This is a genomic window from Massilia sp. MP_M2 (genome assembly GCF_039123635.1).
Lineage (GTDB): Bacteria > Pseudomonadota > Gammaproteobacteria > Burkholderiales > Burkholderiaceae_D > Telluria.
In genome coordinates this window covers 690,580-712,403 of sequence record NZ_JBCHJF010000001.1, presented here as the reverse complement: position 1 = coordinate 712,403, position 21,824 = coordinate 690,580, and the positions used below count along the sequence as shown (strand labels likewise).

The window sequence follows — 21,824 nt, the reverse complement described above, 5'->3', positions numbered from 1 at the left end:
CATGCATAGTTATAATATTCAGCTGACCAGATGCCGCCGCGCCTGCGAACGCCGCTTCAGCCTCCATCCCATCTCCCCACATCACCAGAAATCACAAGGAATAACATGTCCAGCAATCTCCCGTTCGACGCCGCCGACATCATCCGCGCCCGCAAGCCGGGCTTTGCACCGCGCGTCGCGCTGATCCTCGGCTCCGGACTGGGTGTGCTGGCCGAACAGATGACGGACGCCGTCTCGATCAGCTACGCCGACCTGCCGGGCTTCCCGATCAGCACCGTGCACGGCCACGCCGGTGAACTGGTGCTGGGCAAACTGGCCGGCGTGCCGGTTGCCTGCATGAAGGGCCGCGGCCACTTCTACGAAGGCTACGGCCCTGGCGTGATGACCAACGCCGTGCGTACCCTCAAGCAGATCGGCTGCGAACTGCTGTTCGTGACCAATGCGGCCGGCTCGCTGAACATCGAAGCCGATGCCGGCTCGCTGGTTGCGATCACCGACCACATCAACTTTTTGCCGGGCAGCCCGATGTCGGGCCCGAACGACGAGCGCTTCGGCCCGCGCTTCTTCAGCATGTCCAATGCCTACGATGCCGAGACGCGCGAGCAAATCAAGGCCGTCGCGAAAGAAAAGGGCATTGCCCTGAACGAAGGCGTGTACCTGGCCGCCGCCGGCCCGCACTTCGAGACGGTCGCCGAAATCCGCGCCTTCAAGACGCTGGGCGCCGATGTCGTTGGCATGTCGCTGATCCCCGAAGTCATCGCGGCGCGCCACTGCGGCCTGAAAGTGACGGCGGTTTCGGCCATCACCAACCTGGCCGAAGGCCTGTCGCCGTTCGCGCTGTCGCACGAGCAGACCCTGAAGTACGCGGCGATCGCGGCCAAGGACATGGTCACGCTGATCCACGCGTATATCGAGCGCCTTGGTTCGACCCCACGCGCAGACGCTTAATCACACTTACCGAAAGCGAGCGATCCAATGTCCCGTGCATTCATCCTCCTGCTGGACTCCTTCGGCCTGGGCGCGCTGCCCGACGCCGACAAATATGGCGACGTCGATGCCAACACCTTCGGCCACATCGCCGAATGGGCCGCGAAAGAAGGCAAGCCGATGGCGCTGCCGAATCTCGAGCGCCTCGGCCTGGGCGCGGCCGGCCACAAGGCCAGCGGCGAATGGGCGCCGGGTTTCAGCCAGCGCGACGGTTTCACCGGCGCCTGGGGCATCGCGCGCGAACAGTCGACCGGCAAGGACACGCAAAGCGGTCACTGGGAAATCGCCGGCGTGCCGGTGCTGTTTGACTGGGGTTATTTTCCGAAGACCGTGCCGTCGTTCCCGCAAGAGCTCACTGACAAGCTGCAGGAACTGACCGGCGTACCGGGCTGGCTGGCCAACTGCCACGCCTCGGGCACCACCGTCATCAACGACTTCGGCGATGAACACGTCGCCAGCGGAAAGCCGATTCTGTACACGTCGGCCGACTCGGTGCTGCAGATCGCCGCGCACGAAGAGCATTTTGGCCTGGAGCGCCTGTATGCCGTCTGCGAAGCGGCCTATGAACTGGTCAAGCCATACAACATCGGGCGCGTGATCGCGCGCCCGTTCACGGGTGCCAATGGCGACTACAAGCGCACGGCGAACCGCCACGACTACGCCGTGCCGCCGGTTGCGCCGACGCTGCTCGATCATGTCAAGGATGCGGGCGGCGACGTTTTCGCTCTTGGCAAGATCAGCGACATCTACGCGGGGCAGGGCGTCACGCGCCTGATCAAGGGCCCGGACAATATGGCGCTGTTCGATCGCCTGCTCGAAGTAGCCGACGAAGCGGGCGACAAGTCGCTCACGTTCGTCAACTTCGTCGACTTCGACATGCACTTCGGCCACCGCCGCGACGTCGCCGGCTACGCCAATGCGCTGCACGAACTGGACGCGCGCCTGCCGGCCTTCATGGCCAAGCTGAAGGACGGCGACCTGGTCGTGATCACCGCCGACCACGGGTGCGACCCGACCGCGCCGGGTTCGGACCACACCCGCGAATACATCCCGATGATCTTCTTCGGCCCGAACGTCGCGCCGCAAGAGCTGCCGGTGGCCGACACGTTTTCAAGCATCGGCGCCACGCTGGCCAAGCACCTCGGCGTCAAACCACTTTCGAACGGAATCGCACAGCTATGAGCCAGCCGCTGGACTTCAAACGCAACGTCGCCATGGACCTGGACCTTGGCCTGATCAACAGTCTCAAGGTCAACCGCAACGCGGCCGACCGCCGCGCCGCCAGCCTCGCGAACCGCCGCACGGTGAAGAAGGAATACCAGGCCGCGTGGCTGGTGCGCGCGATCGAGTGCATGGACCTGACCACGCTGTCGGGCGACGACACGCCGGGCCGCGTCGAGCGCCTGTGCATGAAGGCGATGCGCCCGCTGCGCGCGGACCTGATGCAGGCACTGGGTCTCGAGACCCTGAGCACCGGCGCTGTCTGCGTGTACCACGAGATGATCACGCCGGCCGTCAAGGTGTTGCAGGGCCGCTTGCCGATCGCCGCGGTGTCCACGGCATTCCCGGCCGGCCTGTCGAGCATGGAAACCAAGCTGCGCGAGATCGAGCTGTCGGTCGCTGCGGGCGCCACCGAAATCGACATCGTCATCACGCGCCAGCATGTCTTGCTGGGCAACTGGCAGGCGCTGTACGACGAGATGGTGGCGTACCGCCAGGCTTGCGGCGACGCGCACGTGAAAGCCATCCTGGCCACGGGCGACCTGGTCACGCTGGAGAATGTGGCAAAAGCCTCGTGGGTCTGCATGATGGCCGGCGCGGACTTCATCAAGACCTCGACCGGCAAGGAAGGCGTCAATGCCACGATCCCGGTGTCGCTGGTGATGGTGCGCGCGATTCGCGATTACCACGAACTGACCGGTTTCCAGATCGGCTACAAGCCGGCGGGCGGCGTCTCGACGGCAAAGTCGGCGCTGCAGTACCTGACCGTGATGAAGGAAGAACTGGGCAACGACTGGCTGCAGCCGCACCTGTTCCGCATCGGCGCGTCGAGCCTCCTGACCGACATCGAACGCCAGCTCGAGCACTACGTGACCGGGAACTACTCGGCCGCACATCGTCACGCGCAACCCTAAATCCGGATACGTCATGCCAACAATTAAAGAGATTCTTCAGACCATGGACTACGGCCCCGCTCTCGAGACCACCAAGGAAGCGCAAGCATGGCTGGACGGTCACGAGCGCCGCTTCGGCCTCTTCATCGACAATGCCTGGAGCGATGCGGGTGAAACGTTCGCCACGACCAATCCGGCCGATGGCGTCGAACTGGCGCAGGTCACGCAGGCGACGAACGACGATGTCGAGCGCGCCGTCGCAGCCGCGCGCCGTGCGCAGCCGGGCTGGGTCGCGCTGGGTGGCCATGGCCGCGCCAAGATCATGTACGCGCTTTCGCGCCTGCTGCAAAAGCATGCGCGCCTGTTCGCGGTGCTCGAAACGCTCGACAACGGCAAGACGATCCGCGAAACGCGCGATGCCGACCTGCCGCTCGTGGCCCGTCATTTTTACTATCACGCCGGCTGGGCGCAGTTGCAGGCCGAAGAATTCGCCGATTACCGCGCCGTCGGTGTCGTTGGCCAGATCGTGCCGTGGAACTTCCCGCTCCTGATGCTGGCGTGGAAGATCGCGCCGGCGCTGGCCGCCGGTAACACGGTCGTGTTCAAGCCGGCCGAGTACACGCCGCTGACCGCCTTGCTGTTTGCCGAACTCTGCCAGCGCGCTGGCGTGCCGGCTGGTGTGGTCAATATCGTCACGGGCGATGGCCGCGTGGGCGAGGCCATCGTCAACCACCCCGGCATCGACAAGATCGCGTTCACCGGCTCGACCGAAGTCGGTCGCCTGATCCGCAAGTCCACCGCCGGCAGCGGCAAGAAGCTCTCGCTCGAGCTGGGCGGCAAGTCGCCGTTCATCGTGTTTGACGATGCCGATCTGGACGCCGCCGTCGAAGGCCTGGTCGACTCGATCTGGTTCAACCAGGGCCAGGTCTGCTGCGCCGGTTCGCGCCTCCTGGTGCAAGAGTCGGTGTACGAGCGCTTCATCAAGAAGGTCAAGGCGCGCATGGAAACGCTGCGTGTCGGTTCGCCGCTCGACAAGTCGAACGACATCGGCGCACTGGTCGATCCGGTGCAGCAGCAGCGCATCCACGGCCTGGTGGAATCGGCCCGCGCCGAAGGCTGCGAAGTCTGGCAACCGGCGGGCGAATTGTCGACGACGGGTTCGTGGTACCTGCCAACCCTGATCACGGGCGCGTCGACGTCGGCCGCCGTGGCGCAGGCCGAAATCTTCGGGCCGGTGCTGGTGGCGATGAGCTTCCGCACCCCGGCTGAAGCGGTCCAGCTGGCGAATAACACCGTCTACGGTCTGGCTGCCTGCGTCTGGAGCGAGTCGATCAGCCTGGCGCTGGACGTCGTCCCGCAGATCAAGGCCGGCGTGGTCTGGATCAACACGGCGAACCAGTTCGATGCAGCCTGCGGTTTCGGCGGCTACAAGGAATCGGGCTATGGCCGCGAAGGCGGCAAGGAAGGCATGTACGAATACCTGACGCCGTTGTCGGAAGATGCACGGCCTGCCGCGCCGGTGTTTGCCGCCAAGGGCGCGGCGAAGGGCCCCATGAAAGCAGCCGACGCCGACAGCCCGTTCGCGATCGACCGCACCGCCAAGCTGTACATCGGCGGCAAGCAGGCGCGCCCTGACGGCGCCTATAGCCGCGCGATCAATGGCGCGAACGGCGCGTTCCTGGCCGATATCGGTGAAGGCAGCCGCAAGGACATCCGCAATGCGGTCGAAGCGGCGCACAAGGCCGCCGGCTGGGCCAAGGCCACGGCGCACAACCGCGCGCAGGTGCTGTATTACATCGCCGAGAACCTTGCGATCCGCGCCGACGAATTTGCCGCGCGCATCGCGCAGCAGACCGGGTCGACCGACGCGGCGCGCGAAGTGGCGGCCTCGATCGAGCGCCTGTTCTACTGGGCCGCGTGGGCCGACAAGTACGACGGCCAGGCGCACCAGCCGCCGATGCACGGCATCACCGTGGCGCTGAACGAACCGGTGGGCGTGATCGGCATCGTGTGCCCGAACGAGAACCCGCTGCTGGGCTTCATCTCGCTGGTCGCCCCGGCGCTGGCGCTGGGCAACCGCGTGGTGGCGGTACCGTCGGAGCAGCATCCGCTGTCGGCGATCGACCTGTACCAGGTGCTCGATACGTCGGACCTGCCGGGTGGCGCGCTCAATATCGTCACCGGTTCGGCCGACGAACTGGCGCGCACGCTGGCCTCGCATGGCGAGATCGATGCCGTGTGGCGCCATGACGGTTCGCTTGACGGTTGCGCCGAAGTCGAGCGCCTGTCGAGCGAGACGCTCAAGCGCACCTGGACCGGCGGCGCGAAAGGGCGCGACTGGTTCGATCCGAAGCAGGCTGGCGGCCGGGTCGTGCTGCAGCATGCGAGCCAGGTGAAGAACGTCTGGATTCCTTACGGCGTCTGACGTCCTGCCTTCTCTCCCTTAACTTCCTGACGACGTAGGGTGGGCGGGTTCCCCGCCCACGCGGTGATGGTTGGCTTGTGCCAGCTCGCGCACGAGAGCGGCGCCACTACCGATCACCGCGTGGGCGGCATAGCCGCCCACCCTACAACGCGAAAGCACCAATATGTTCCTCCCCCAAGAAATCATCCGCAAAAAACGCGATGGCGGCATCCTGTCGGCCGAAGAGATCCAGTTTTTTGTCCGTGGCATCCCTGACGGCAGCGTGACCGAAGGCCAGATCGCCGCGCTGGCGATGGCGGTCTACTTCAACGACATGACGATGGATGAACGCGTCGCCTTCACGCTGGCGATGCGCGACTCGGGCCAGGTCATGGAATGGAAGTCTCTGGACCTGCCAGGCCCGGTCGTCGACAAGCACTCGACCGGCGGCGTCGGCGACGTCGTCTCGCTGATGCTCGGCCCGATGATCGCGGCCTGCGGCGGCTTCGTGCCGATGATCTCGGGCCGCGGCCTGGGCCACACTGGCGGCACGCTCGACAAGTTCGACGCGATCCCCGGCTACAGCACCGTGCCTGACCCGGCCACCTTCCGCAAGGTGGTGAAAGACGTGGGCGTGGCCATCATCGGCCAGACCGCCCAGCTGGCGCCGGCCGACAAGCGCTTCTACAGCATCCGCGATACCACGGCGACCGTCGAATCGGTGGCGATGATTACTGGCTCGATCCTCTCAAAAAAGCTGTCGGCGGGTCTGGATGCGCTGGTGATGGACGTGAAAGTGGGCAGCGGCGCCTTCATGCCGACGGCGGAGAAATCGCTGGAACTGGCCGAATCGATCGTCAGCGTCGGCAATGGCGCCGGCACCCGTACCTCGGCCATCCTGACCGGCATGAACGAGTCGCTGTGCCACGCGGCCGGCAATGCGGTCGAAGTGCGCGTCGCGATCGATTACCTGACCGGCAAGGCGCGCCCCGCACGCCTGCACGAAGTGACGATGGCGCTGTGCGCCGAGATGCTGGTGATTTCGGGCCTGGCAGGCACGGACGCCGAAGCGCGCGCCAAACTGCAAACTGCGCTCGATTCGGGCGAAGCGGCCGAGCGGTTCGCGCGCATGGTCGCGGCGCTGGGCGGCCCGGCCGACCTGATGGACAAGCCGGACGCGCACCTGGAAACGGCGCCCGTCATCGTGCCGGCACCAGCCCTGCAGGCCGGCTACGCCGTCTCGGTCGATACCCGTGGCCTGGGCCTGGCGGTCGTCGCGCTGGGCGGTGGTCGTGTGCGCCCGCAGGACACCATCGACTTCGCCGTGGGCTTGACTGGCCTGGTTGAACTGGGTGACGGGATCGCCGTCGGCCAGCCGCTGGCAATGGTGCATGCACGCTCGCCCGAAGCAGCCGAGCGCGCCGTGCGCCAGGTGCAGGCAGCTTACCTGATCGGTGACACGCAACCCGCCGCCGCGCCGATGATTCACCGCTTTGTCCGTCCTTGAGAGCATCCCCATGACTTATACAAAACTGATCGACGAAGCGCGCGCCGCGCGTGAGCTGGCCTACGCGCCGTATTCCAAGTTCCAGGTGGGGGCAGCGCTCGAATGCAAGGATGGCCGCATCTTCCGCGGCTGCAATGTGGAAAACGCCGCCTACGGCCTGTGCAATTGCGCCGAGCGCACGGCGTTCTTCAGCGCCATTGCCAACGGCTACAAGCCGGGCGACTTCGCGGCACTGGCCGTGATCGGCCAGACCGAAGGCCCGATCGCGCCGTGCGGCGCCTGCCGGCAAGTGATCCTGGAATTGGGTGGTAATGAATTGCCGGTAATTCTGACCAATCTGACCGGGGCCGTGTTCGAGACGACGGCAGCGGCGCAGTTGCCGAATGCATTTGGTGGACAGGACTTGCAGTCCTGAAGGAAAGCGTTCATGGCGCGCAGAAACGTTTGCGCTCCATGATGGCGGCGTCGATCAATCAGCTCTTGTAATCGCCACGTTGAGCACAACGTGATGATATATACATATCGGATTGGAGCTTGCCATGAAAAAATTGATCGTTCTACTCAGCGGCGTCGTCATCGCGGCAAGTGCCGCAGCCCAGACCACCCCGACCACGCCGCAGCCAGCCAAGGCAGCAATGGCTGACCGCCAGGCGCCGGTAACGGCCAACGCAGACAAGCGGGCTAACCCGGCAGCAGAGCCGGAAGACAGCGCGAATTCGGTCTCGACGGATTTCCAGGGCAGCAGCAAGCAGGAAACCACGTCGGCAGGCATGGGTCAGCCGAAGAAGCAGACCGAGCGTACCGCGAGCGCGACCCGGACCGGGACGAGCACGCAGGACGTCGAAGACAAGACCAAGAAGTAAGTTAGTGCCGGAACAGCGTCGCAACGCCGTTCCAACCCCGCATCACCACATCAGATCGTCCGGAATCTTGAAATCCGCGTACGGATCGTCTTCTTCCACTTCCTGTACTTTCTTCTTGATCTGCACGACGATCGATGCATCGCGCTGGGCGATCTTCTCGCCAATGATGCGCGGCACCAGCTCGAAGCTGCCGTTCATGTGCACGATCACCAGGCGGCCTGCGACCAGGTGCTCGACGATCTGCGCCGTCACGTGGAGGCGCTCGATCTTGGTGCCGAACGTGAAGTTGTAGGGCACGTCGCCCTTGCCCTTGGGCTGCTTGTTCTTTTGCACCATCTGCGCGATCTGCGCCAGGATGGCTTTTTGCGCCGCGGCAGCATCGCGCTGCGTGTTCAGTTCGCGCGCACGCTCGGCGTTCTTGCGCTGCAGCTCGAGCGCCGCTTCGCGCGCCACGTTGACCGATTCCACGCCCGTGCGCAGCTCGTGCTTGTGTTGCTTGCTTTTCTCTTGCGTGGCCTGCTTGACCTTCTTCTTGTCGACCAGGCCGGCCTTGAGTAACTGCTCTTGCAGCGAAACCATAATGTGCTTTCCCTAAATATGACGGGCCGCCCGTCGAGCAAGGCGGCGCAAGGGCGCTAGCATAGCAAACAAGCGCGTCCAAACGAATGCTTGAAATATCGATAACTAGTCCACAACATAAGCTTATCCCACCTTCCAACCGGAGACCATCATGAACCCGTCAGACGAAAAAACCTTGCAGGACTTTCTGGGCCAACTGGTCCAGGCCCGTGGCGTGACGAAAGATCCGCAAGCCGATGCGCTGATCCAGCGCGCTGTGGCCGAGCAGCCGGACGCTGCCTACCTGCTGGTGCAGCGCGCGCTGCTGGTGGAGCAGGCGCTGGGCAATGCCAAGGCGCGCATCGTCGAGCTGGAACGTCAGACCACGAAGGGCAGCGGCGGGTTCCTTGACGCGAACACGTGGGGCAATTCGGCGCAAAGCAATCCATCGACGCCAGCGCAGGCACTGGTGCAGGGCACGCAGAGTGCAGCGCAAGGCGTGGCGCCACCGGCACGCAGCGCAGGCTTCCTGGGCGGCGCTGGCGGCGGCATGCTGGGCACGATCGCGGCCACGGCAGCCGGCGTTGCGGCGGGTAGCTTCCTGTTCCATGGCATCGGCAATCTGCTCGATCATGGTGGCGCCGGCGCCGGCGCCGGTGCGGAAGGTGGTGCCAATCATTTGCTGGCCGATGCTGGCGCAGGCGAGGCGAACAGCGGTGGCGCCCTGGCCGACCAGGCGGGCATCGGCGCCATCGATGAACCGAACGCGGCCGATGATCCGCTGGCCGACAACAACCATGGCGACGAGCCGGGCGGGTTCTTCGATGGCGACGGGTCGGATGAGGGCGTGTTCGGCTAAATCAGCGTCATCAGTACGCCGGTTGCAGCGGCCACGACCACGACCAGCCAGGCCGGCGCGCGGCACGTCACCAGCAGCACGAAGCAGGCCACAGCGACGGCGGCGTCACGCAGGTCGAGCACGGCGCTCGTCCAGGCCGGGTTGTACAGCGCCGCACCGAGAATGCCCACGACGGCAGCATTCGCGCCCATGACGGCGTGGCGCAGCGCACGCTGGCGCTGCAGCCGCGCCCAAAACGGCAGGGCGCCGTAGACGAGCAGCAGCCCAGGCAGGAACAACGCCACCAGCGCCACGCAGGCGCCGCCCACGGCGGTGGCGCTCATCCCGGCCTGCGCGCCCAGGAATGCCGCGAACGCGAACAGCGGCCCGGGCAGCGCTTGGGCCATGCCATACCCCGACAGGAATGTTTCGCTGGTGATCCAGCCGCTGGCAACGGTCTCGGCCTGCAGCAACGGCAATACCACGTGGCCGCCGCCGAACACGAGCGCGCCCGAGCGGTAGAAGGCGTCGAACAGCGCGAGCGGACTGTATTGCGTGGCAGTGGCGGCGATGGGCAACAGCCCGAACAGCAGGGCGCACAGGACCAGCGCGGCCACGCCGCCCGCCACGCTGACGGGAAACGCAAGCGGGGCGGCACCGTGCGGGGTCTCCCCGCGGCACCAGGCCCAGCCGGCCAGCGCGCCGGCCCCGATGGCGACGAGCTGGCCACCGGGGCCGGCAGCAACGACGACGATCGCAATGGCGGCCAGGGCAATTACCTTGCGTTGCCAGTCGGGCGTCAGCGTGCCCGCCATCCCCCACACGGCTTGCGCGACGACGGCGACCGCCACCAGTTTCAGCCCGTGCACCGCGCCAGCGGCCAGCGGGCCGGTCGTGACGGCGGCGCCGAGCGCCCAGGCGAGCATCAGCAGCGCCGACGGCAAGGTAAAACCGAGCCACGCGGCGCAGCCGCCCAACACGCCCCCGCCGCGCAGCACGCCGAGCGCGAAACCGACCTGGCTCGACGCCGGACCGGGCAGGAACTGGCACAGGGCGACCAATTCGCCATAGCGCGCGTCCTCCAGCCAGCGGCGGCGCAGGACGAATTCGTTGCGCAAGTACCCCAGGTGGGCAATCGGGCCACCAAACGAGCGCAGACCCAGCATCAAAAAAATCCAGAAGATGGCAAGCGGCGAACTGGCGCCTGCACCATCGGTCGCAGTGTGGGTCATTAGGTCGGGTTGGTCGTGCACGACTACATCTGCTGGAACAGCGTACTGTGATTGCGGCTCACTTCCAGCGCCTCGGGATAGCCATGCAGCGTGAGCATTTGCCGGCCGCGCAGGTCGCGCCGTACTTCGGCGATTGCATCGACCCGCACCAGCGTCGAGCGGTGGATGCGCCAGAATTCGTCCGGATCGAGCGCTTCTTCGAGTTCCTTGAGCGTCTTGCGGATCAGGTGCTGGGCGGTGGCCGTCTGCACCCGCGTGTACTTGTCGTCGGACTGGAAGAACAGCACCTCGGACGTCGCGACCATGCGCAGGCTGGTGCCCGACTGGGCCTGGATCCAGCGCAGATACGACGGTTTGGTCGATGGCGCCGCGCGCCCCAGCAGCTGGTCGCCCAGTTGCGCCAGCCGGGCCAGCTGCGCGCCGATGTCCTGCGGCTTGTGGTCAAGCTGGCGGCGCAGGCGCGCCACCGTGGTATCGAGCCGCGCCAGCGTCACCGGTTTGAGCAGGTAATCGATCGCGCCATGTTCGAACGCTTCGACCGCGTACTGGTCATAGGCAGTAGCGAACACGATGTGGCAGTCGGCGTACAGTTGCCGTGCCGCGTCGATGCCGCCCATGCCCGGCATGCGGATGTCGAGGAACGCGATGTCCGGCTTGTGCTGCGCCGCCAGCGCCACCGCCTCGACCCCGTTGGCCGCTTCGGCAACGATGCGCAGCTCGGGCCAGGCCTCGTGCAGGCGCGCGCGCAACTGGTCGCGCATCAGGGCTTCGTCGTCGGCAATCAGGGCGGTGGGCATGGCGGAATGCATGGCAATATCAACCGTCTTCGGTCATCCGGTACGGCAGGCGAATCGACACGCAGGCGCCGCCCGTCAGGGGTGCTTCGATCACGAGTTCGGCCGCTGTGCCGTACAACAGCGCCAGGCGTTCGCGGATATTCGCCAGGCCCACGCCGCTGCCGGCATGCAGGTTGAAGCCGACACCGTCATCGCACACATCGACATGCAGCGTGGCGCCTTCGACCCGCGAACGCACGACGATCGTGCCGCCCGCGACCTTGGGCTCGAGCCCGTGCTTGATCGCGTTCTCGATCAGCGTTTGCAGCATCATCGGCGGGAACGGCGCGCTGCCCAAAAAGTCGGGCACCTCGAAGCGTACCTGGAGCCGCTCTTTCATCCGCGCCTGCATGATGGCCAGATAGGCGCGCGAGAGTTCGACCTGCTTGCCCAGCGTGCCGCCGGTGCCGCCTTTGCCCATCGCGCCGCGCATCTGTGGCAGCGATGCACGCAGGTATTCGATCAGGTGGCCGTGCACGCGCGCGGCTTCTTTCTGGTCGGTTTCGATCAACTGGCCGATCAGCGCCAGTGTGTTGAACAGGAAGTGCGGCTCGACCTGGGCCTGGAGCGTGGCCATCTGCGCCTCGGTCAGGCGCCGTTCGAGATTGGCCACGTCGGCCTTGCTCGACGCATCGCGCGCCAGCAATTCAGCGCGGCGCTTGCCGCCGGCGAGCACCTTCACGCCGAACGACACCAGGATGAACCAGATCGCCGGTTCGACCAGGTTGACGAACAGGCCCGCGACGAACCCGAGGAACCAGACCAGGTACAGCTGGCGCCATTCGATCAGCGCGAGCCAGTCGAAGAAGCGCCACCACAGGGCGCCCGCTTCGCGCATGGCGTCGCGCACGAAGTCGAGCGCGCGGTTGATCTGGACCGCTGCCATGGCTTATTCCCCGCTCGTGTGGCGCAGGCGGCGCTGTGGGCAGCCAAACACGGCCACAGCGACGAACTTGAGCACCAGGAGGCCAACGAACAGGGCCAGCACGATCGGCACGATGGTGACCAGCGCGGCGAGTGCGATGGCAAGTACCAGCAGCACCGGCCATGGCATGCGGGTCAGGTAGCGCGCGCCTGACTTTGCCAGGCGCCAGGTGGTGCGGCCGGCCACTTCGGCGTTGCGCAGGATCGACTGGAAGCGGCTGGTGGGCGTATGAATGGTTTTCACGGGCATTCCTTTCAAAGAGTGATGACCCTACTGTAGGGATGCAACCGGTCCAGGCCAAGGGCGATCCGACGAACGGTGCGAATTTTGGGGCGGGCGGTCGTGAGCGTGGATGAGCGGGGCACGGTTTTGCGTGTGAGTACGGCGGCGCTGCACGATGGGGCTACGGCGCGATGAGCTTGAGCGCTTCCTGGCGCAACACGTCGAGCATGCCAGCCTGCGGCGTGCGGGCGCACGCGGCCAGGGTCGCGTCGAACAGCGTGTCGGCCGGCGGAAAGGTGCGGCGTTCACCTTCACGTTGAAAGCTGTAAATCAGTTTGCCGACGCTCTCGTAGAACACCGGCAGTTCGCGCAGGCTGCGCTCCGGGAACGTTGCGCTGTGGTAGGCCACATCGACGTTCAGGTCGGCGCAGGTCTTGGTGGCGATGGTCGACGGGTGATCCTTGCGGAAGCGGTACGTGACCATCCCACTGGTGGCGCCGTCCGCGCCGGAGATGACGAGCTGCCTTGCCATGCCAAGGGCGAGCGCATCGAGGTCGGCCGAGCGCGATGAATCACGCACCGTCGCTGCGGCCTTGCGGCCCCGCGTGCCGGGCGTGAGTTCGATCGTGACCGCGCCCTGGACCCCGCGTCGCACGAGTGCCTGCGGATAGCTGGCGTCGCTGGCGTAGATCGTGATCTCGCGCCATGCAGGTATCGTGGCCTGGGCCGCGACCGATTGCGGGGCCAGTCCAAGAACCCCAAGCGCCAGGGTCGAACACGCTGCGATGGTTTTCATGGAGGGCCTTTGCATCGTCGTCAGGACGCCTTGCGGTCGTTCCAGTAGTCGCGCAGCAGGCCGTAGAACACGGTATCGGCGTATTCGCCGTGCACGCGCCAGCGCTGTGGCATGAAGCCTTCCTTGCGAAAACCGAGTTTTTCCAGCACGTGGGCAGACGCGTCATTGCGCGGGTCGATGTCGGCCTCGACCCGGTTGATGCCGACCTCGTTGAAGCCGTGATCGAGGACCGCTTCGATCGCTTCGCTGGCATAGCCATTGCCCCAGTGGCCGCTGGCGATGGCGTAGCCCAGTTCGCAGCGGTTGTTCTGGTTGAAAAAGTGGTGCAGGGCGACGGTGCCGACCACCTCGCGGCTGGCAGCCAGTTCGATCGCGAAGCGCAGCTCGGTCTCGTCGCGGTAGGCTTCAAGCGCGCGCGCGATCGCGGTTTCGGCCATCGAGATGTCGGTCCACGGCTCGGCGCTCCAGTAGCGCACGACGGCAGGGTCGGAAAAAATGGCATACAAGGCCCGTGCATCGGTGGTGGCCAGCGGGCGCAGCATCAGGCGTTGGGTGGTCAGAACAGGAGTGCTATAAGTCGACATGGGTTTGTATTGTCATCGTTGTAAGCGTTAGCATACCATCGACTCGGGGCGTGCCGACACGCGCCGTATTGTTTGCCGTCGCCATCGAGGTCGCAGATTCGTCATGCACCAGGCCAGGCCCGGCACCATGGCATCCTTCTGGATGCCGTTCACGAACAACCGCGATCTTAAACGCGACCCGCGCCTGCTGGTGTCGGCCAAAGGCATGTACTGACGCGACGTCGACGGCAATCAGGTACTCGACGGCGCCGCCGGCCTGTGGTGCGTGCCGTGCGGCCACGGCCAGCCGGAGATCGCGGCGGCGATTGCGCATACCTATTCGGGCCACCCGCTGGCGTGCGCCGCGGCGCTGGCCACGCTCGACGTGTTTGCCGAGCAGGGCGTACTGGCCAATGGGGCGGCGATCCAGCCGTACTTCGACGAAGCGCTGCAATCGCAGCAATCGCTGCGCGGCCTGCCGCACGTGATCGACCTGCGCTCGATCGGCATCATCGCCGGCATCAAGCTGGCCACGATCCCGCGCCAGCCGGGCGCGCGCGGTTATGCGGCGCTCAAGGTGGCGTTCGCGTGCGGATCTGTTGATCCGCACGACGGGCGACATCATCACCCTGTCGCCGCCGCTGGTGTTGGGGCGGCAGCATGTGGATGCATTGTTCGGCAAGCTCGCTGCGGTGCTGAAACGGCTGGCTTGATGACGCGGGCGCGGGTCAGTCTGCGTTGGTGCGAAGGCGCGCGACCGCAGCGTTGATGCGAAGGCGCGCGACCGCAGCGTTGATGCGGGCTGTGGCCGCGTCGGCATCGGGCACGCCGATGACGAGGCGAGTCCATTCATTGTCCGCCAGTTCGATGACGATGGGGTGCAGCTTGCGACGCGTGAAGACGAATTGCCTGTCGCCGTTCTTGAGAAAGGTTCCGGCTGCGACAATAAATGGGACGTGCGTGCCGGGAATGCGCAGGCCAAGCTTGAATCCGCTTGCTCCGCCAAAACCGGCGTCTTCAGTCGCGCCGCGTACCTGCTGCAGGGGGACGCGTATGTCGGTGTGCAGTGCCATCAGTTTCTCCCATTTGCCCAGATGGACGATGAGCTCGCTGTCGGTCAGTTCCAGTCGTGGCATTGTCATTCCTTGCGTGGTAGATGGTCGAGTAAGCGGGAGCCGAGCAATTCTGCTGCGTTTGATGCATGTGCCGCCAATGCGCAACGACACAGTTCAGCGACGGGGAGGTCGAAGCTCGCCAACTCCCGCAGCGCCGTAATCATCAAATCCAGGGATGCGCCATCATTTGCCCAGTTGCCGGCCAGCGTCTTTCGCAATACTTTTTCAAAGAGACCCCGCTTGGAACCGAAGGCTTTGTAGAGGCTGCCCCGTTGCAGTCCTGTCGCTTCGACGAGATCGTCGATCGAGCACGCTGTATAGCCGAGGCGGCCGAACACCGCCGCCGCGTTGTCTATGACATCTTCTTCAACAAAATTTCTCGGGCGGGCCATGGGATAGGATCGGTTGTTGAACGGTTGTAAGATAATGACAATGTAAGGATATTTGAACGATCAGTCAAGAACCATCGACGGATCGAGCCTTACCGGTCGATTCATTGTTACCTCGAACAGGCACGTTCACATGACGAAATCATTTCGCACCATCGGCATCCTCGCGTTGTTGGCGCTCGGCGCCTGTGCCCAGGATCCGCACCCGATCGATCGCCAGCTGTCGCAATTGCGCCCCGACGCCGTCGTACCTCTGGTGGATCTGGCGTGGCCCGCTGGTACCTTGCTGTGTCCGCTGACGCCGTACCAGGATAGAGTGCCCGACGGTGCTTTCGCGGCGGCGCGCGTGAATGACTTCTTGAATCGCAAGCAATTTGTCGGCGATGAAGGTCACTGGTCGCTGGTCGTCGTCAAGCCGGCGCCAGCTGGCGACGATGGCATCGAGCATCTGATCTTCAAGCGCGGGAACTATGACGTGGTAACGGAAGAGAAACTCGTTGCAGAGGCTGCCAAGGCGCATTCCCGGACATTCACGCAGCAAGCATGTGTGCCGGTGGAACTGGCCCGCGTGCTGGTGACACGCGACCAGTCGCAACGCAACCTCGTCAGTTTTGGAACGTCTTGAGCACGGCGCTGCACGCAGAACGCGCCCGTGGCTCGCTCAAGATGCGGGCGCAGGCTTGACGTCGATCGGTATGGTCACCACGGGCGTTTGTCCGGACGCGCTGCCGGGCTTCCAGGGCGGATTGATGACCTTGATATCGCGTACGCCCAGCCGGGTAAAGTCGTCGAGCGAATAGGTCCAGCCGCGTGCGTCTGGATTTCGGTCGTAATACGGTTTGTACTGATCACCTTGCCCGAGTGTGCTGAGATCGGTGCGCACGCCCCCGGCAGCGAGCGTAGAAAATGAAAGTCCCATGAGAAGAGAGCCGTACAAAGCAGGTGTGCGCATGTGATCCTGACTGATGTGACGGTTCAAACATAGTAGCAAACGCGCATCCATGCGGCGAAGGGAAATTGATCACCTCCGGAAGGTGCTCACCCGTGCGTATCGCTACATTGTTCCAGAAAGTCCATCAACACCCGTCCCGCGATATCGGCATCATCGGCCGTCATCGTCTCGAGCGGATTGTGGCTGATCCCGCCGTTGCCGCAGCGGACGAACAGCATCGCGACGTCGGTCAGTTGCGCCATGCGCATCGCGTCGTGACCGGCGCCGGACGGCAAATCGAAGCGCGGCAGGCCGGCCCGTTCCACCGCGGCACCCAGTTGCGCCATCAGGCGTGGCGCGCATGGCACGGCGTCGATCTCCAGCAGCTTGACCAGCCGTTCGCCGATGCCGCGCGCAGCGCAGATGGTGCTGATGCCGGCCAGGATATCGGCCACTGCGGCCAGGCGCACCGCATCGTCGGCGGCGCGGATATCGAGCGACAGGCGGCACGCGCCGGGGATCACGTTGACCGAGCCGCCCTGCACCTCGAGCTGGCCGACCGTGCCGACCAGGGATGCGCCCTGGCGGCAGCGCGCTTCGACCAGCAGCACGATCTCGGCGGCGGCGACGGCCGCATCGCGCCGCATGCCCATCGGCGTGGTGCCGGCGTGGCTGGCCACGCCGCGCAGTTCGACGATATAGCGCGAGCTGCCGGCAATCGCGCTCACCACGCCCAGCGGCAGGCCGCGTTCGAGCAGCACCGGGCCTTGCTCGATGTGGACTTCGACAAAGCCGAGGAGCAGCGCCGGATCGCGCGCGATGGCGGCGATGTTGGCAGCATCGTGACCGGCCTGCGCCAGCGCCTCGCCCAGCGTGACGCCATCGCTGTCGAGGGTGCTCAATAAACCCATGTCGAAGCTGCCGGCAATGGCGCTGCTGCCCAGGAACGTGCTTTGATAGCGCACCCCTTCTTCTTCGGCAAACGCGATCACCTCCAGGTCGTACGGCAGGCGCTGGCCGCGCGCGTGCAGCTCGGCGACGACCGCGATCGGCAGCAGGATGCCCAGGCGCCCGTCGTATTTGCCGCCATCGCGCACGGTGTCGTAGTGCGAGCCGGTTGCCAGCGTTCGGGCGCCCGGCCCTGCGGCGGCGTAACGGCCGACGACATTGCCCACCGCGTCGATCTGGACCGTCATGCCGGCCTCGCGCATCCAGCCGGCGATGCACGCGGCGGTGCGCTGGTGGGCCGGCGTCATGTAGGCGCAGGTCAGGTTCGTCTCAACGTCGCTGATGGCGCCGAGCGCTTCGCACCAGTCCATCACACGCGCGCCAAGCGATGGCGTCACGCCCAAGAGCGCGTTCAGGCGAATCTCGGCGATACGGTGCACCTGGCGCAACCCTTCGTGCAGTTCGTCTACGCGCGCATTGCCGATGCGCCGCTCGAAGGTGGCGATGATGGCCTGGCGCGACAGGCCCTGGCCGGTCGGGCCCTTGACCGCGAGGATGAACGGAAAGCCGAAGCGGCCGTTGTAGTCGGCGTTGAGCGCATGCAGCTGCGCATACTCGTGCGGCGTGCAGCGGTCCAGCCCCGAGCTGGCTTGCTCGTTTGTCGATTCGGCCGTCAGGGCGCCGGCGATCGCCGCCTTGCCGGCCAGTTCCGGGTGCGCGCGCAGCAGCGCCAGTTGCTCGTCGATGCTGGCCGCATCCACCACCGACTGCAAGGCGCGCTTGAGCGCGGCCAGGCTGGCGAACGGACGGGCGTGCGCCGCGCGCGCCGCGATCCATGGCGAATGTTCGTAGATGCCGCGCAGGGCCTCGACAAAGCCGGCGGCCTCGCATGCATTCAGCGTTGCTATCGTGGTCATCTGCGCTCCCTGGTGGTCAAGCGATCGATCATACGGGCTGGCGGTGGCTGCGCCCATATCGGCCGGCGGATGGCTGCCAGCAGCCGGCGCATATAGACTAGCCCTGTACCAGCGCGCGCGCGGCGCTGCTGACCTGGTCGCGCAGCCATTTGTGCTCGGTCGACTGGTGCACGCGCTGGTGCCACAACTGATAAAAGCGCATCGGCGGAAACTTTACCGGCACCGTGAAGCTTTTCAAAGGCAGCGTCTTTTCGTAGGCGCGGATGAACTGGCGGCCGGTGGTCAAGACCAGGTCACTTTGCGTGAGCATGTACGGGATCACGCCAAAGTAGGGCGACTCCACCGCCACGCGGCGCTGCAGGCCCAGGCGCTCCAGATGCGCATCGATCACGCCGTGATACCCGGGCAGCATCTGGGTCGGGGCGACATGGGGCAGGTCGAGGTAATCTTCTAGCGTCATCGCGTCCGGCGCCGTGCGCCGCGCATACGGACTATCGGCGCGCATCGTGCAGATGATCGGGTCTTCGAACAGCTTCGAGATGTGCAGGTGCGCCGGCGGCTCGTCCCAGTTGGCGATCACCAGGTCCATGTCGCCGTCGGAGAGCATGCGCAGGTAATCCTGGCCCGGCCCCAGCGCATGGATCACGACCTTGCTGCCGGGCGAGCCGCGGCGCAGCAGCGCCACCACATTGGGCAGGAAGCGCGCATCGAGGTAATCCGGCGCGGCGATGTGGAAGGTACGCGTGGCTTCTTCGGGCACGAACGGCGCCTTGCGCACGAACAGGCTCTCGGCTTCGTCGAGAATGCGCTTGGCGGGCTTGAGCAGACCCTCGCCGTGCTGCGTGGGCACCATGCCGCGCGCGCCGCGCACCAGGATCGGATCGCCCGTCAGTTCGCGCAGCTTGCGCAGCGAGGCCGAAATCGAGGGCTGCGGCTGATTGAGTTTGAGCGCCACGCGCGAGACGTTTTTCTCCACCAGCAGCAGGTAGAGGATGCGGATCAGGTGCAGATCGAGGTTGCGGGGAAGGCTGGACATGGCCGTGCAATCTTGGTTGTATATCGAGTCGGATATGTCGAATATACGCCGATTTTGTTGTTGCAGAAATGGAAATCAGCGTATCGTCAAGCCGTCGGTCGCCATGGTTGCACTGGCGTGCGCGCGTATTTCCCCTTGAATCTGCGACCCTGAAGGACGCCCATGTTCGACCCCGGATACCTGGCCCCCTACGTTCTCGAATGGCTCAGTCTGCTGGTGCGCTGGCTGCACATCATCACCGGCATTGCCTGGATCGGCGCGTCGTTCTACTTCGTCTGGCTCGACAACACGATCAAGCCGCCGGCGCCTGGTTCGGACCTCGAGCGCAAGGGTGTCGCAGGCGAGTTGTGGGCGGTGCACGGCGGCGGCTTCTACAACCCGCAAAAATACCTGGTGGCGCCTGCCGAACTGCCGAAAGAGCTGCACTGGTTCAAGTGGGAAGCCTATTCCACCTGGCTGTCGGGCTTTGCGCTGCTCATCATCGTGTATTACCTGAATGCGAAAGCGATGATGATCGACCGCAGCGTGGCCGATTTGTCGAGCGGGCAGGCGATCGGGATCGGCATGGGCAGCCTGGTCGTCGGCTGGATCGTCTACGACCTGCTGTGCCGCTCACCGCTGGTGCAGCGCCAGTTGGCCTTCGGCGCGACGATCTTCCTGTTCCTGGTTGGCAGCAGTTGGGTGCTCACGCACCTGCTCAGCGGCCGCGCGGCGTACCTGCACGTGGGCGCGATGATCGGCACGATCATGGTGGCGAATGTCGCGATGCTGATCATTCCGGGTCAGCGCAAGATGGTGAATGCCATGCTGGCGGGGCAGAAGCCCGACCCGGTCCACGGCGTCAAGGCCAAGCAGCGCAGCGTCCACAATAATTACTTCACGTTGCCGGTGCTGTTCATCATGATCAGCAACCACTACGCGATGACCTACAACCACCCGCACGCATGGGCGGTGCTGGGCGTGATCATGCTGGCCGGCGTGTTGATCCGCCATTTCTTCAACCTGCGCCACAAGGGCCGCATCGAATGGCGATACCCGGTGGCGGGTATCGCGCTGCTGCTCGGGCTTGGCGTGCTGCTGGCGCCAGCCCGGCCGGTGCGCATTGCACCGGTCGTCACCACCGCGACGGTCGACGCTGCACGCTTTGCCGAGGTCCGCACGATCATGGCCGCGCGCTGCGTCTCATGCCATGCGGCGCAGCCGACGCAGCCCGGCTTTGCGGCCGCGCCGCTGGGCGTCATGCTCGAAACGCCGGAACAGATCGGCCAGCACGCCGCGCGCATCTACCAGCAGACGGTGCAGACCCGTGCCATGCCGCTGGCGAATCTGACGCACATGACCGATGCCGAACGCGCCGCGATTGGCGCCTGGTTCGAGGCCGGCGCCAAAACAGGAAACACACCATGAACGCATTACAGACACGCCTGACCGACTGGATCGACGCGCATTTTGACGAAGAAGTGGGCTTCCTGCAGGCCGTCGTGCGGATCCCCACCGATACGCCGCCGGGCAATAATGCGCCGCATGCCGAGGCCGTGGCGGCCATGCTGGAGGGGGCCGCCTGGCCGGTCGAGCGGCACGCGGTGCCAGCGCAGCAGGTGATTGACTATGGCCTGGAAAGCATCACGAACCTGATCGTGCGTCGACCATACGGCGGAGACGGGCCGACGCTGGCGCTCAATGCGCATGGCGACGTGGTACCGCCGGGCGAGGGCTGGACCCATCCGCCGTATGGCGCCGTGATCGAAGACGGCTACCTGTACGGGCGCGCGGCAGCGGTATCGAAAAGCGACTTTGCCACCTATGTGTTCGCGGTGCGCGCGCTCGAAGCCCTGGGCGCGCCGCTGCGTGGCGGCGTCGAGCTGCACTTTACGTATGACGAAGAATTCGGCGGGCTGCTGGGGCCGGGCTGGCTGCTCGAGCAGGGCCTGACGCAGCCCGACTACGTGATCGCCGCCGGTTTCGGCTACAGCATCATCACCGCGCACAACGCCTGCCTGCAGCTGGAAGTGACGGTGCATGGCAAGGCTGGCCACGGCGCGATGCCCGAAACAGCGGTTGACGCGCTGCAGGCAGCCACGCGGGTGCTCAATGCCATCTACGGCGACCTGCCACGGCTCAAGACCATCAAGTCGGGCGTGCCCGGCATCGATTCGCCGACCATGCTCGTCGGGCGCATCGACGGCGGCACGAATACCAATGTGGTGCCAGGCAAGGTGGTGCTCAAGCTCGACCGGCGCATGATTCCCGAAGAAGACCCGGTCGCGGTCGAAGTGCAGGTGCGCGCGCTGGTGGGCGACGCGGTGGCCGGCATGCCCGGCATCCGGCTCGAGATCCGGCGCCTGCTGTTGTCGCAGGCGCTACGGCCGCTGCCCGGCGCGCAGCCGCTGGTCGAGAGCCTGCGCCGCAATGCGCACGCCGTGCTCGGCGAAGCGATTCCCGCTGTCGGCACGCCGCTGTATGCCGATGCGCGCCTGTATGGTGAGCGTGGTATTCCGGCCGTGCTGTATGGCGCCGGGCCGCGCACGGTCACGGAAGCGAACGCGAAAAAGGCCGACGAGCGGCTGGCGCTGGCCGATCTGCGCAGCGCCACCAAGGTGGTGGCGCTGACGCTGCTGGACATGCTGGGCGCGCCGTGAACGA

24 protein-coding genes are annotated in these 21,824 nt (G+C 65.4%); 12 read left to right on the top strand and 12 right to left on the bottom strand.

All coding sequences use genetic code 11. The annotated features are described in order from the left end of the window. Positions 1–105: 105 nt before the first annotated feature. The 7 genes from xapA (at position 106) to RCH14_RS03165 (ending at position 7,875) form a co-directional block, all read left to right on the top strand. The gene (gene xapA, locus RCH14_RS03195) at positions 106–948 is read left to right on the top strand and encodes a xanthosine phosphorylase (RefSeq protein WP_343024703.1); all 843 of its coding nucleotides are present in this window, start codon (positions 106–108) and stop codon (positions 946–948) included. Positions 949–975: 27 nt separating this feature from the next. Continuing rightward, complete coding sequence (locus tag RCH14_RS03190) at positions 976–2,169, top strand: phosphopentomutase (protein ID WP_343024702.1); 1,194 nt, start codon at positions 976–978, stop codon at positions 2,167–2,169. Then, on the top strand, positions 2,166–3,122 hold the full coding sequence (gene deoC, locus RCH14_RS03185; RefSeq protein WP_343024701.1) for a deoxyribose-phosphate aldolase: 957 nt from the start codon (positions 2,166–2,168) through the stop codon (positions 3,120–3,122). The genes RCH14_RS03190 and deoC overlap by 4 nt, the downstream gene beginning before the upstream one ends. A 13-nt stretch (positions 3,123–3,135) precedes the next feature. After that, entirely contained in the window at positions 3,136–5,526 is a 2,391-nt protein-coding gene (locus RCH14_RS03180) for an aldehyde dehydrogenase family protein (RefSeq protein ID WP_407070046.1), read from the top strand. A gap of 163 nt (positions 5,527–5,689) precedes the next feature. Further along, a complete protein-coding gene (gene deoA, locus RCH14_RS03175; protein WP_343024700.1) occupies positions 5,690–7,012 on the top strand; it encodes a thymidine phosphorylase in 1,323 nt (440 codons plus the stop codon). A gap of 10 nt (positions 7,013–7,022) precedes the next feature. Beyond that, on the top strand, positions 7,023–7,427 hold the full coding sequence (locus RCH14_RS03170) for a cytidine deaminase (protein WP_343024699.1): 405 nt from the start codon (positions 7,023–7,025) through the stop codon (positions 7,425–7,427). 124 nt (positions 7,428–7,551) lie between these two features. Further along, positions 7,552–7,875 (top strand): hypothetical protein, encoded by a 324-nt coding sequence (locus RCH14_RS03165; RefSeq protein WP_343024698.1) that lies wholly within the window; start codon positions 7,552–7,554, stop codon positions 7,873–7,875. A 42-nt stretch (positions 7,876–7,917) separates the two neighbouring features. Here the strand turns inward: RCH14_RS03165 and RCH14_RS03160 are convergent, their stop codons facing one another. Beyond that, a complete protein-coding gene (locus RCH14_RS03160) occupies positions 7,918–8,454 on the bottom strand; it encodes a DUF2058 domain-containing protein (protein WP_343024697.1) in 537 nt (178 codons plus the stop codon). Between the two features lie 151 nt (positions 8,455–8,605). On the opposite strand from RCH14_RS03160, the gene RCH14_RS03155 reads away from it, so the two are divergent. After that, positions 8,606–9,292 carry a DUF2076 family protein gene (locus RCH14_RS03155; protein ID WP_343024696.1) on the top strand — a complete coding sequence of 229 codons (687 nt, stop codon included), beginning with the start codon at positions 8,606–8,608 and terminating at the stop codon, positions 9,290–9,292. Here the strand turns inward: RCH14_RS03155 and chrA are convergent. The 6 genes from chrA to RCH14_RS03125 all read right to left on the bottom strand — a co-directional run bounded on the left by chrA (position 9,289) and on the right by RCH14_RS03125 (position 13,866). Then, complete coding sequence (gene chrA / locus RCH14_RS03150) at positions 9,289–10,503, bottom strand: chromate efflux transporter (RefSeq protein ID WP_343024695.1); 1,215 nt, start codon at positions 10,501–10,503, stop codon at positions 9,289–9,291. The two genes, RCH14_RS03155 and chrA, sit on opposite strands and share 4 nt — an antisense overlap. Positions 10,504–10,526: 23 nt before the next feature. Then, entirely contained in the window at positions 10,527–11,312 is a 786-nt protein-coding gene (locus RCH14_RS03145; RefSeq protein WP_343024694.1) for a LytTR family DNA-binding domain-containing protein, read from the bottom strand. A gap of 7 nt (positions 11,313–11,319) precedes the next feature. Beyond that, positions 11,320–12,225, bottom strand: a complete 906-nt coding sequence (locus RCH14_RS03140) for a histidine kinase (RefSeq protein ID WP_343024693.1) — start codon at positions 12,223–12,225, stop codon at positions 11,320–11,322. Positions 12,226–12,228: 3 nt separating this feature from the next. Next, positions 12,229–12,513 (bottom strand): hypothetical protein, encoded by a 285-nt coding sequence (locus RCH14_RS03135; RefSeq protein WP_343024692.1) that lies wholly within the window; start codon positions 12,511–12,513, stop codon positions 12,229–12,231. Positions 12,514–12,667: 154 nt separating this feature from the next. After that, positions 12,668–13,282 carry a TonB family protein gene (locus tag RCH14_RS03130; protein ID WP_343024691.1) on the bottom strand — a complete coding sequence of 205 codons (615 nt, stop codon included), beginning with the start codon at positions 13,280–13,282 and terminating at the stop codon, positions 12,668–12,670. A gap of 20 nt (positions 13,283–13,302) precedes the next feature. After that, the gene (locus RCH14_RS03125) at positions 13,303–13,866 is read right to left on the bottom strand and encodes a GNAT family N-acetyltransferase (protein ID WP_343024690.1); all 564 of its coding nucleotides are present in this window, start codon (positions 13,864–13,866) and stop codon (positions 13,303–13,305) included. A 265-nt stretch (positions 13,867–14,131) separates the two neighbouring features. Here RCH14_RS03125 and RCH14_RS03120 point away from each other — a divergent pair, with 265 nt between their 5' ends. Next, on the top strand, positions 14,132–14,614 hold the full coding sequence (locus RCH14_RS03120) for an aminotransferase class III-fold pyridoxal phosphate-dependent enzyme (protein WP_343024689.1): 483 nt from the start codon (positions 14,132–14,134) through the stop codon (positions 14,612–14,614). On the opposite strand, the gene RCH14_RS03115 is transcribed toward RCH14_RS03120, so the two are convergent. Together RCH14_RS03115 and RCH14_RS03110 are read right to left on the bottom strand one after the other, a co-directional pair. Then, positions 14,574–14,981: a hypothetical protein gene (locus tag RCH14_RS03115; protein ID WP_343024688.1), complete on the bottom strand. Its 408-nt coding sequence runs from the start codon at positions 14,979–14,981 to the stop codon at positions 14,574–14,576. The two genes, RCH14_RS03120 and RCH14_RS03115, sit on opposite strands and share 41 nt — an antisense overlap. Before the next feature lie 2 nt (positions 14,982–14,983). After that, entirely contained in the window at positions 14,984–15,352 is a 369-nt protein-coding gene (locus tag RCH14_RS03110; RefSeq protein ID WP_343024687.1) for a helix-turn-helix domain-containing protein, read from the bottom strand. Between the two features lie 52 nt (positions 15,353–15,404). Here RCH14_RS03110 and RCH14_RS03105 point away from each other — a divergent pair, with 52 nt between their 5' ends. Next, positions 15,405–15,974: a hypothetical protein gene (locus tag RCH14_RS03105; RefSeq protein ID WP_343024686.1), complete on the top strand. Its 570-nt coding sequence runs from the start codon at positions 15,405–15,407 to the stop codon at positions 15,972–15,974. Positions 15,975–16,010: 36 nt separating this feature from the next. Here the strand turns inward: RCH14_RS03105 and RCH14_RS03100 are convergent, their stop codons facing one another. The 3 genes from RCH14_RS03100 to RCH14_RS03090 all read right to left on the bottom strand — a co-directional run bounded on the left by RCH14_RS03100 (position 16,011) and on the right by RCH14_RS03090 (position 19,181). Continuing rightward, positions 16,011–16,301 (bottom strand): hypothetical protein, encoded by a 291-nt coding sequence (locus tag RCH14_RS03100; protein WP_343024685.1) that lies wholly within the window; start codon positions 16,299–16,301, stop codon positions 16,011–16,013. Between the two features lie 86 nt (positions 16,302–16,387). Continuing rightward, positions 16,388–18,145, bottom strand: a complete 1,758-nt coding sequence (locus RCH14_RS03095; protein WP_343024684.1) for an allantoate amidohydrolase — start codon at positions 18,143–18,145, stop codon at positions 16,388–16,390. A gap of 97 nt (positions 18,146–18,242) precedes the next feature. After that, the gene (locus RCH14_RS03090; RefSeq protein WP_343024683.1) at positions 18,243–19,181 is read right to left on the bottom strand and encodes a LysR substrate-binding domain-containing protein; all 939 of its coding nucleotides are present in this window, start codon (positions 19,179–19,181) and stop codon (positions 18,243–18,245) included. A gap of 162 nt (positions 19,182–19,343) precedes the next feature. Here RCH14_RS03090 and RCH14_RS03085 point away from each other — a divergent pair, with 162 nt between their 5' ends. Beyond that, on the top strand, positions 19,344–20,588 hold the full coding sequence (locus RCH14_RS03085; protein ID WP_343024682.1) for a urate hydroxylase PuuD: 1,245 nt from the start codon (positions 19,344–19,346) through the stop codon (positions 20,586–20,588). Further along, the gene (locus RCH14_RS03080; protein ID WP_343024681.1) at positions 20,585–21,820 is read left to right on the top strand and encodes a M20/M25/M40 family metallo-hydrolase; all 1,236 of its coding nucleotides are present in this window, start codon (positions 20,585–20,587) and stop codon (positions 21,818–21,820) included. The genes RCH14_RS03085 and RCH14_RS03080 overlap by 4 nt, the downstream gene beginning before the upstream one ends. Positions 21,821–21,824 lie beyond the last annotated feature (4 nt).

Excerpts from the sequence above, each read along its gene's own strand:
- xapA (WP_343024703.1), top strand. The coding sequence starts at position 106 with ATGTCCAGCAATCTCCCGTTCGACGCCGCCGACATCATCCGCGCCCGC.
- RCH14_RS03190 (WP_343024702.1), top strand. The coding sequence starts at position 976 with ATGTCCCGTGCATTCATCCTCCTGCTGGACTCCTTCGGCCTGGGCGCG.
- deoC (WP_343024701.1), top strand. The coding sequence starts at position 2,166 with ATGAGCCAGCCGCTGGACTTCAAACGCAACGTCGCCATGGACCTGGAC.
- RCH14_RS03180 (WP_407070046.1), top strand. The coding sequence starts at position 3,136 with ATGCCAACAATTAAAGAGATTCTTCAGACCATGGACTACGGCCCCGCT.
- deoA (WP_343024700.1), top strand. The coding sequence starts at position 5,690 with ATGTTCCTCCCCCAAGAAATCATCCGCAAAAAACGCGATGGCGGCATC.
- RCH14_RS03170 (WP_343024699.1), top strand. The coding sequence starts at position 7,023 with ATGACTTATACAAAACTGATCGACGAAGCGCGCGCCGCGCGTGAGCTG.
- RCH14_RS03165 (WP_343024698.1), top strand. The coding sequence starts at position 7,552 with ATGAAAAAATTGATCGTTCTACTCAGCGGCGTCGTCATCGCGGCAAGT.
- RCH14_RS03160 (WP_343024697.1), bottom strand. The coding sequence starts at position 8,454 with ATGGTTTCGCTGCAAGAGCAGTTACTCAAGGCCGGCCTGGTCGACAAG.
- RCH14_RS03155 (WP_343024696.1), top strand. The coding sequence starts at position 8,606 with ATGAACCCGTCAGACGAAAAAACCTTGCAGGACTTTCTGGGCCAACTG.
- chrA (WP_343024695.1), bottom strand. The coding sequence starts at position 10,503 with ATGACCCACACTGCGACCGATGGTGCAGGCGCCAGTTCGCCGCTTGCC.
- RCH14_RS03145 (WP_343024694.1), bottom strand. The coding sequence starts at position 11,312 with ATGCATTCCGCCATGCCCACCGCCCTGATTGCCGACGACGAAGCCCTG.
- RCH14_RS03140 (WP_343024693.1), bottom strand. The coding sequence starts at position 12,225 with ATGGCAGCGGTCCAGATCAACCGCGCGCTCGACTTCGTGCGCGACGCC.
- RCH14_RS03135 (WP_343024692.1), bottom strand. The coding sequence starts at position 12,513 with ATGCCCGTGAAAACCATTCATACGCCCACCAGCCGCTTCCAGTCGATC.
- RCH14_RS03130 (WP_343024691.1), bottom strand. The coding sequence starts at position 13,282 with ATGAAAACCATCGCAGCGTGTTCGACCCTGGCGCTTGGGGTTCTTGGA.
- RCH14_RS03125 (WP_343024690.1), bottom strand. The coding sequence starts at position 13,866 with ATGTCGACTTATAGCACTCCTGTTCTGACCACCCAACGCCTGATGCTG.
- RCH14_RS03115 (WP_343024688.1), bottom strand. The coding sequence starts at position 14,981 with ATGCCACGACTGGAACTGACCGACAGCGAGCTCATCGTCCATCTGGGC.
- RCH14_RS03110 (WP_343024687.1), bottom strand. The coding sequence starts at position 15,352 with ATGGCCCGCCCGAGAAATTTTGTTGAAGAAGATGTCATAGACAACGCG.
- RCH14_RS03100 (WP_343024685.1), bottom strand. The coding sequence starts at position 16,301 with ATGCGCACACCTGCTTTGTACGGCTCTCTTCTCATGGGACTTTCATTT.
- RCH14_RS03095 (WP_343024684.1), bottom strand. The coding sequence starts at position 18,145 with ATGACCACGATAGCAACGCTGAATGCATGCGAGGCCGCCGGCTTTGTC.
- RCH14_RS03090 (WP_343024683.1), bottom strand. The coding sequence starts at position 19,181 with ATGTCCAGCCTTCCCCGCAACCTCGATCTGCACCTGATCCGCATCCTC.
- RCH14_RS03085 (WP_343024682.1), top strand. The coding sequence starts at position 19,344 with ATGTTCGACCCCGGATACCTGGCCCCCTACGTTCTCGAATGGCTCAGT.
- RCH14_RS03080 (WP_343024681.1), top strand. The coding sequence starts at position 20,585 with ATGAACGCATTACAGACACGCCTGACCGACTGGATCGACGCGCATTTT.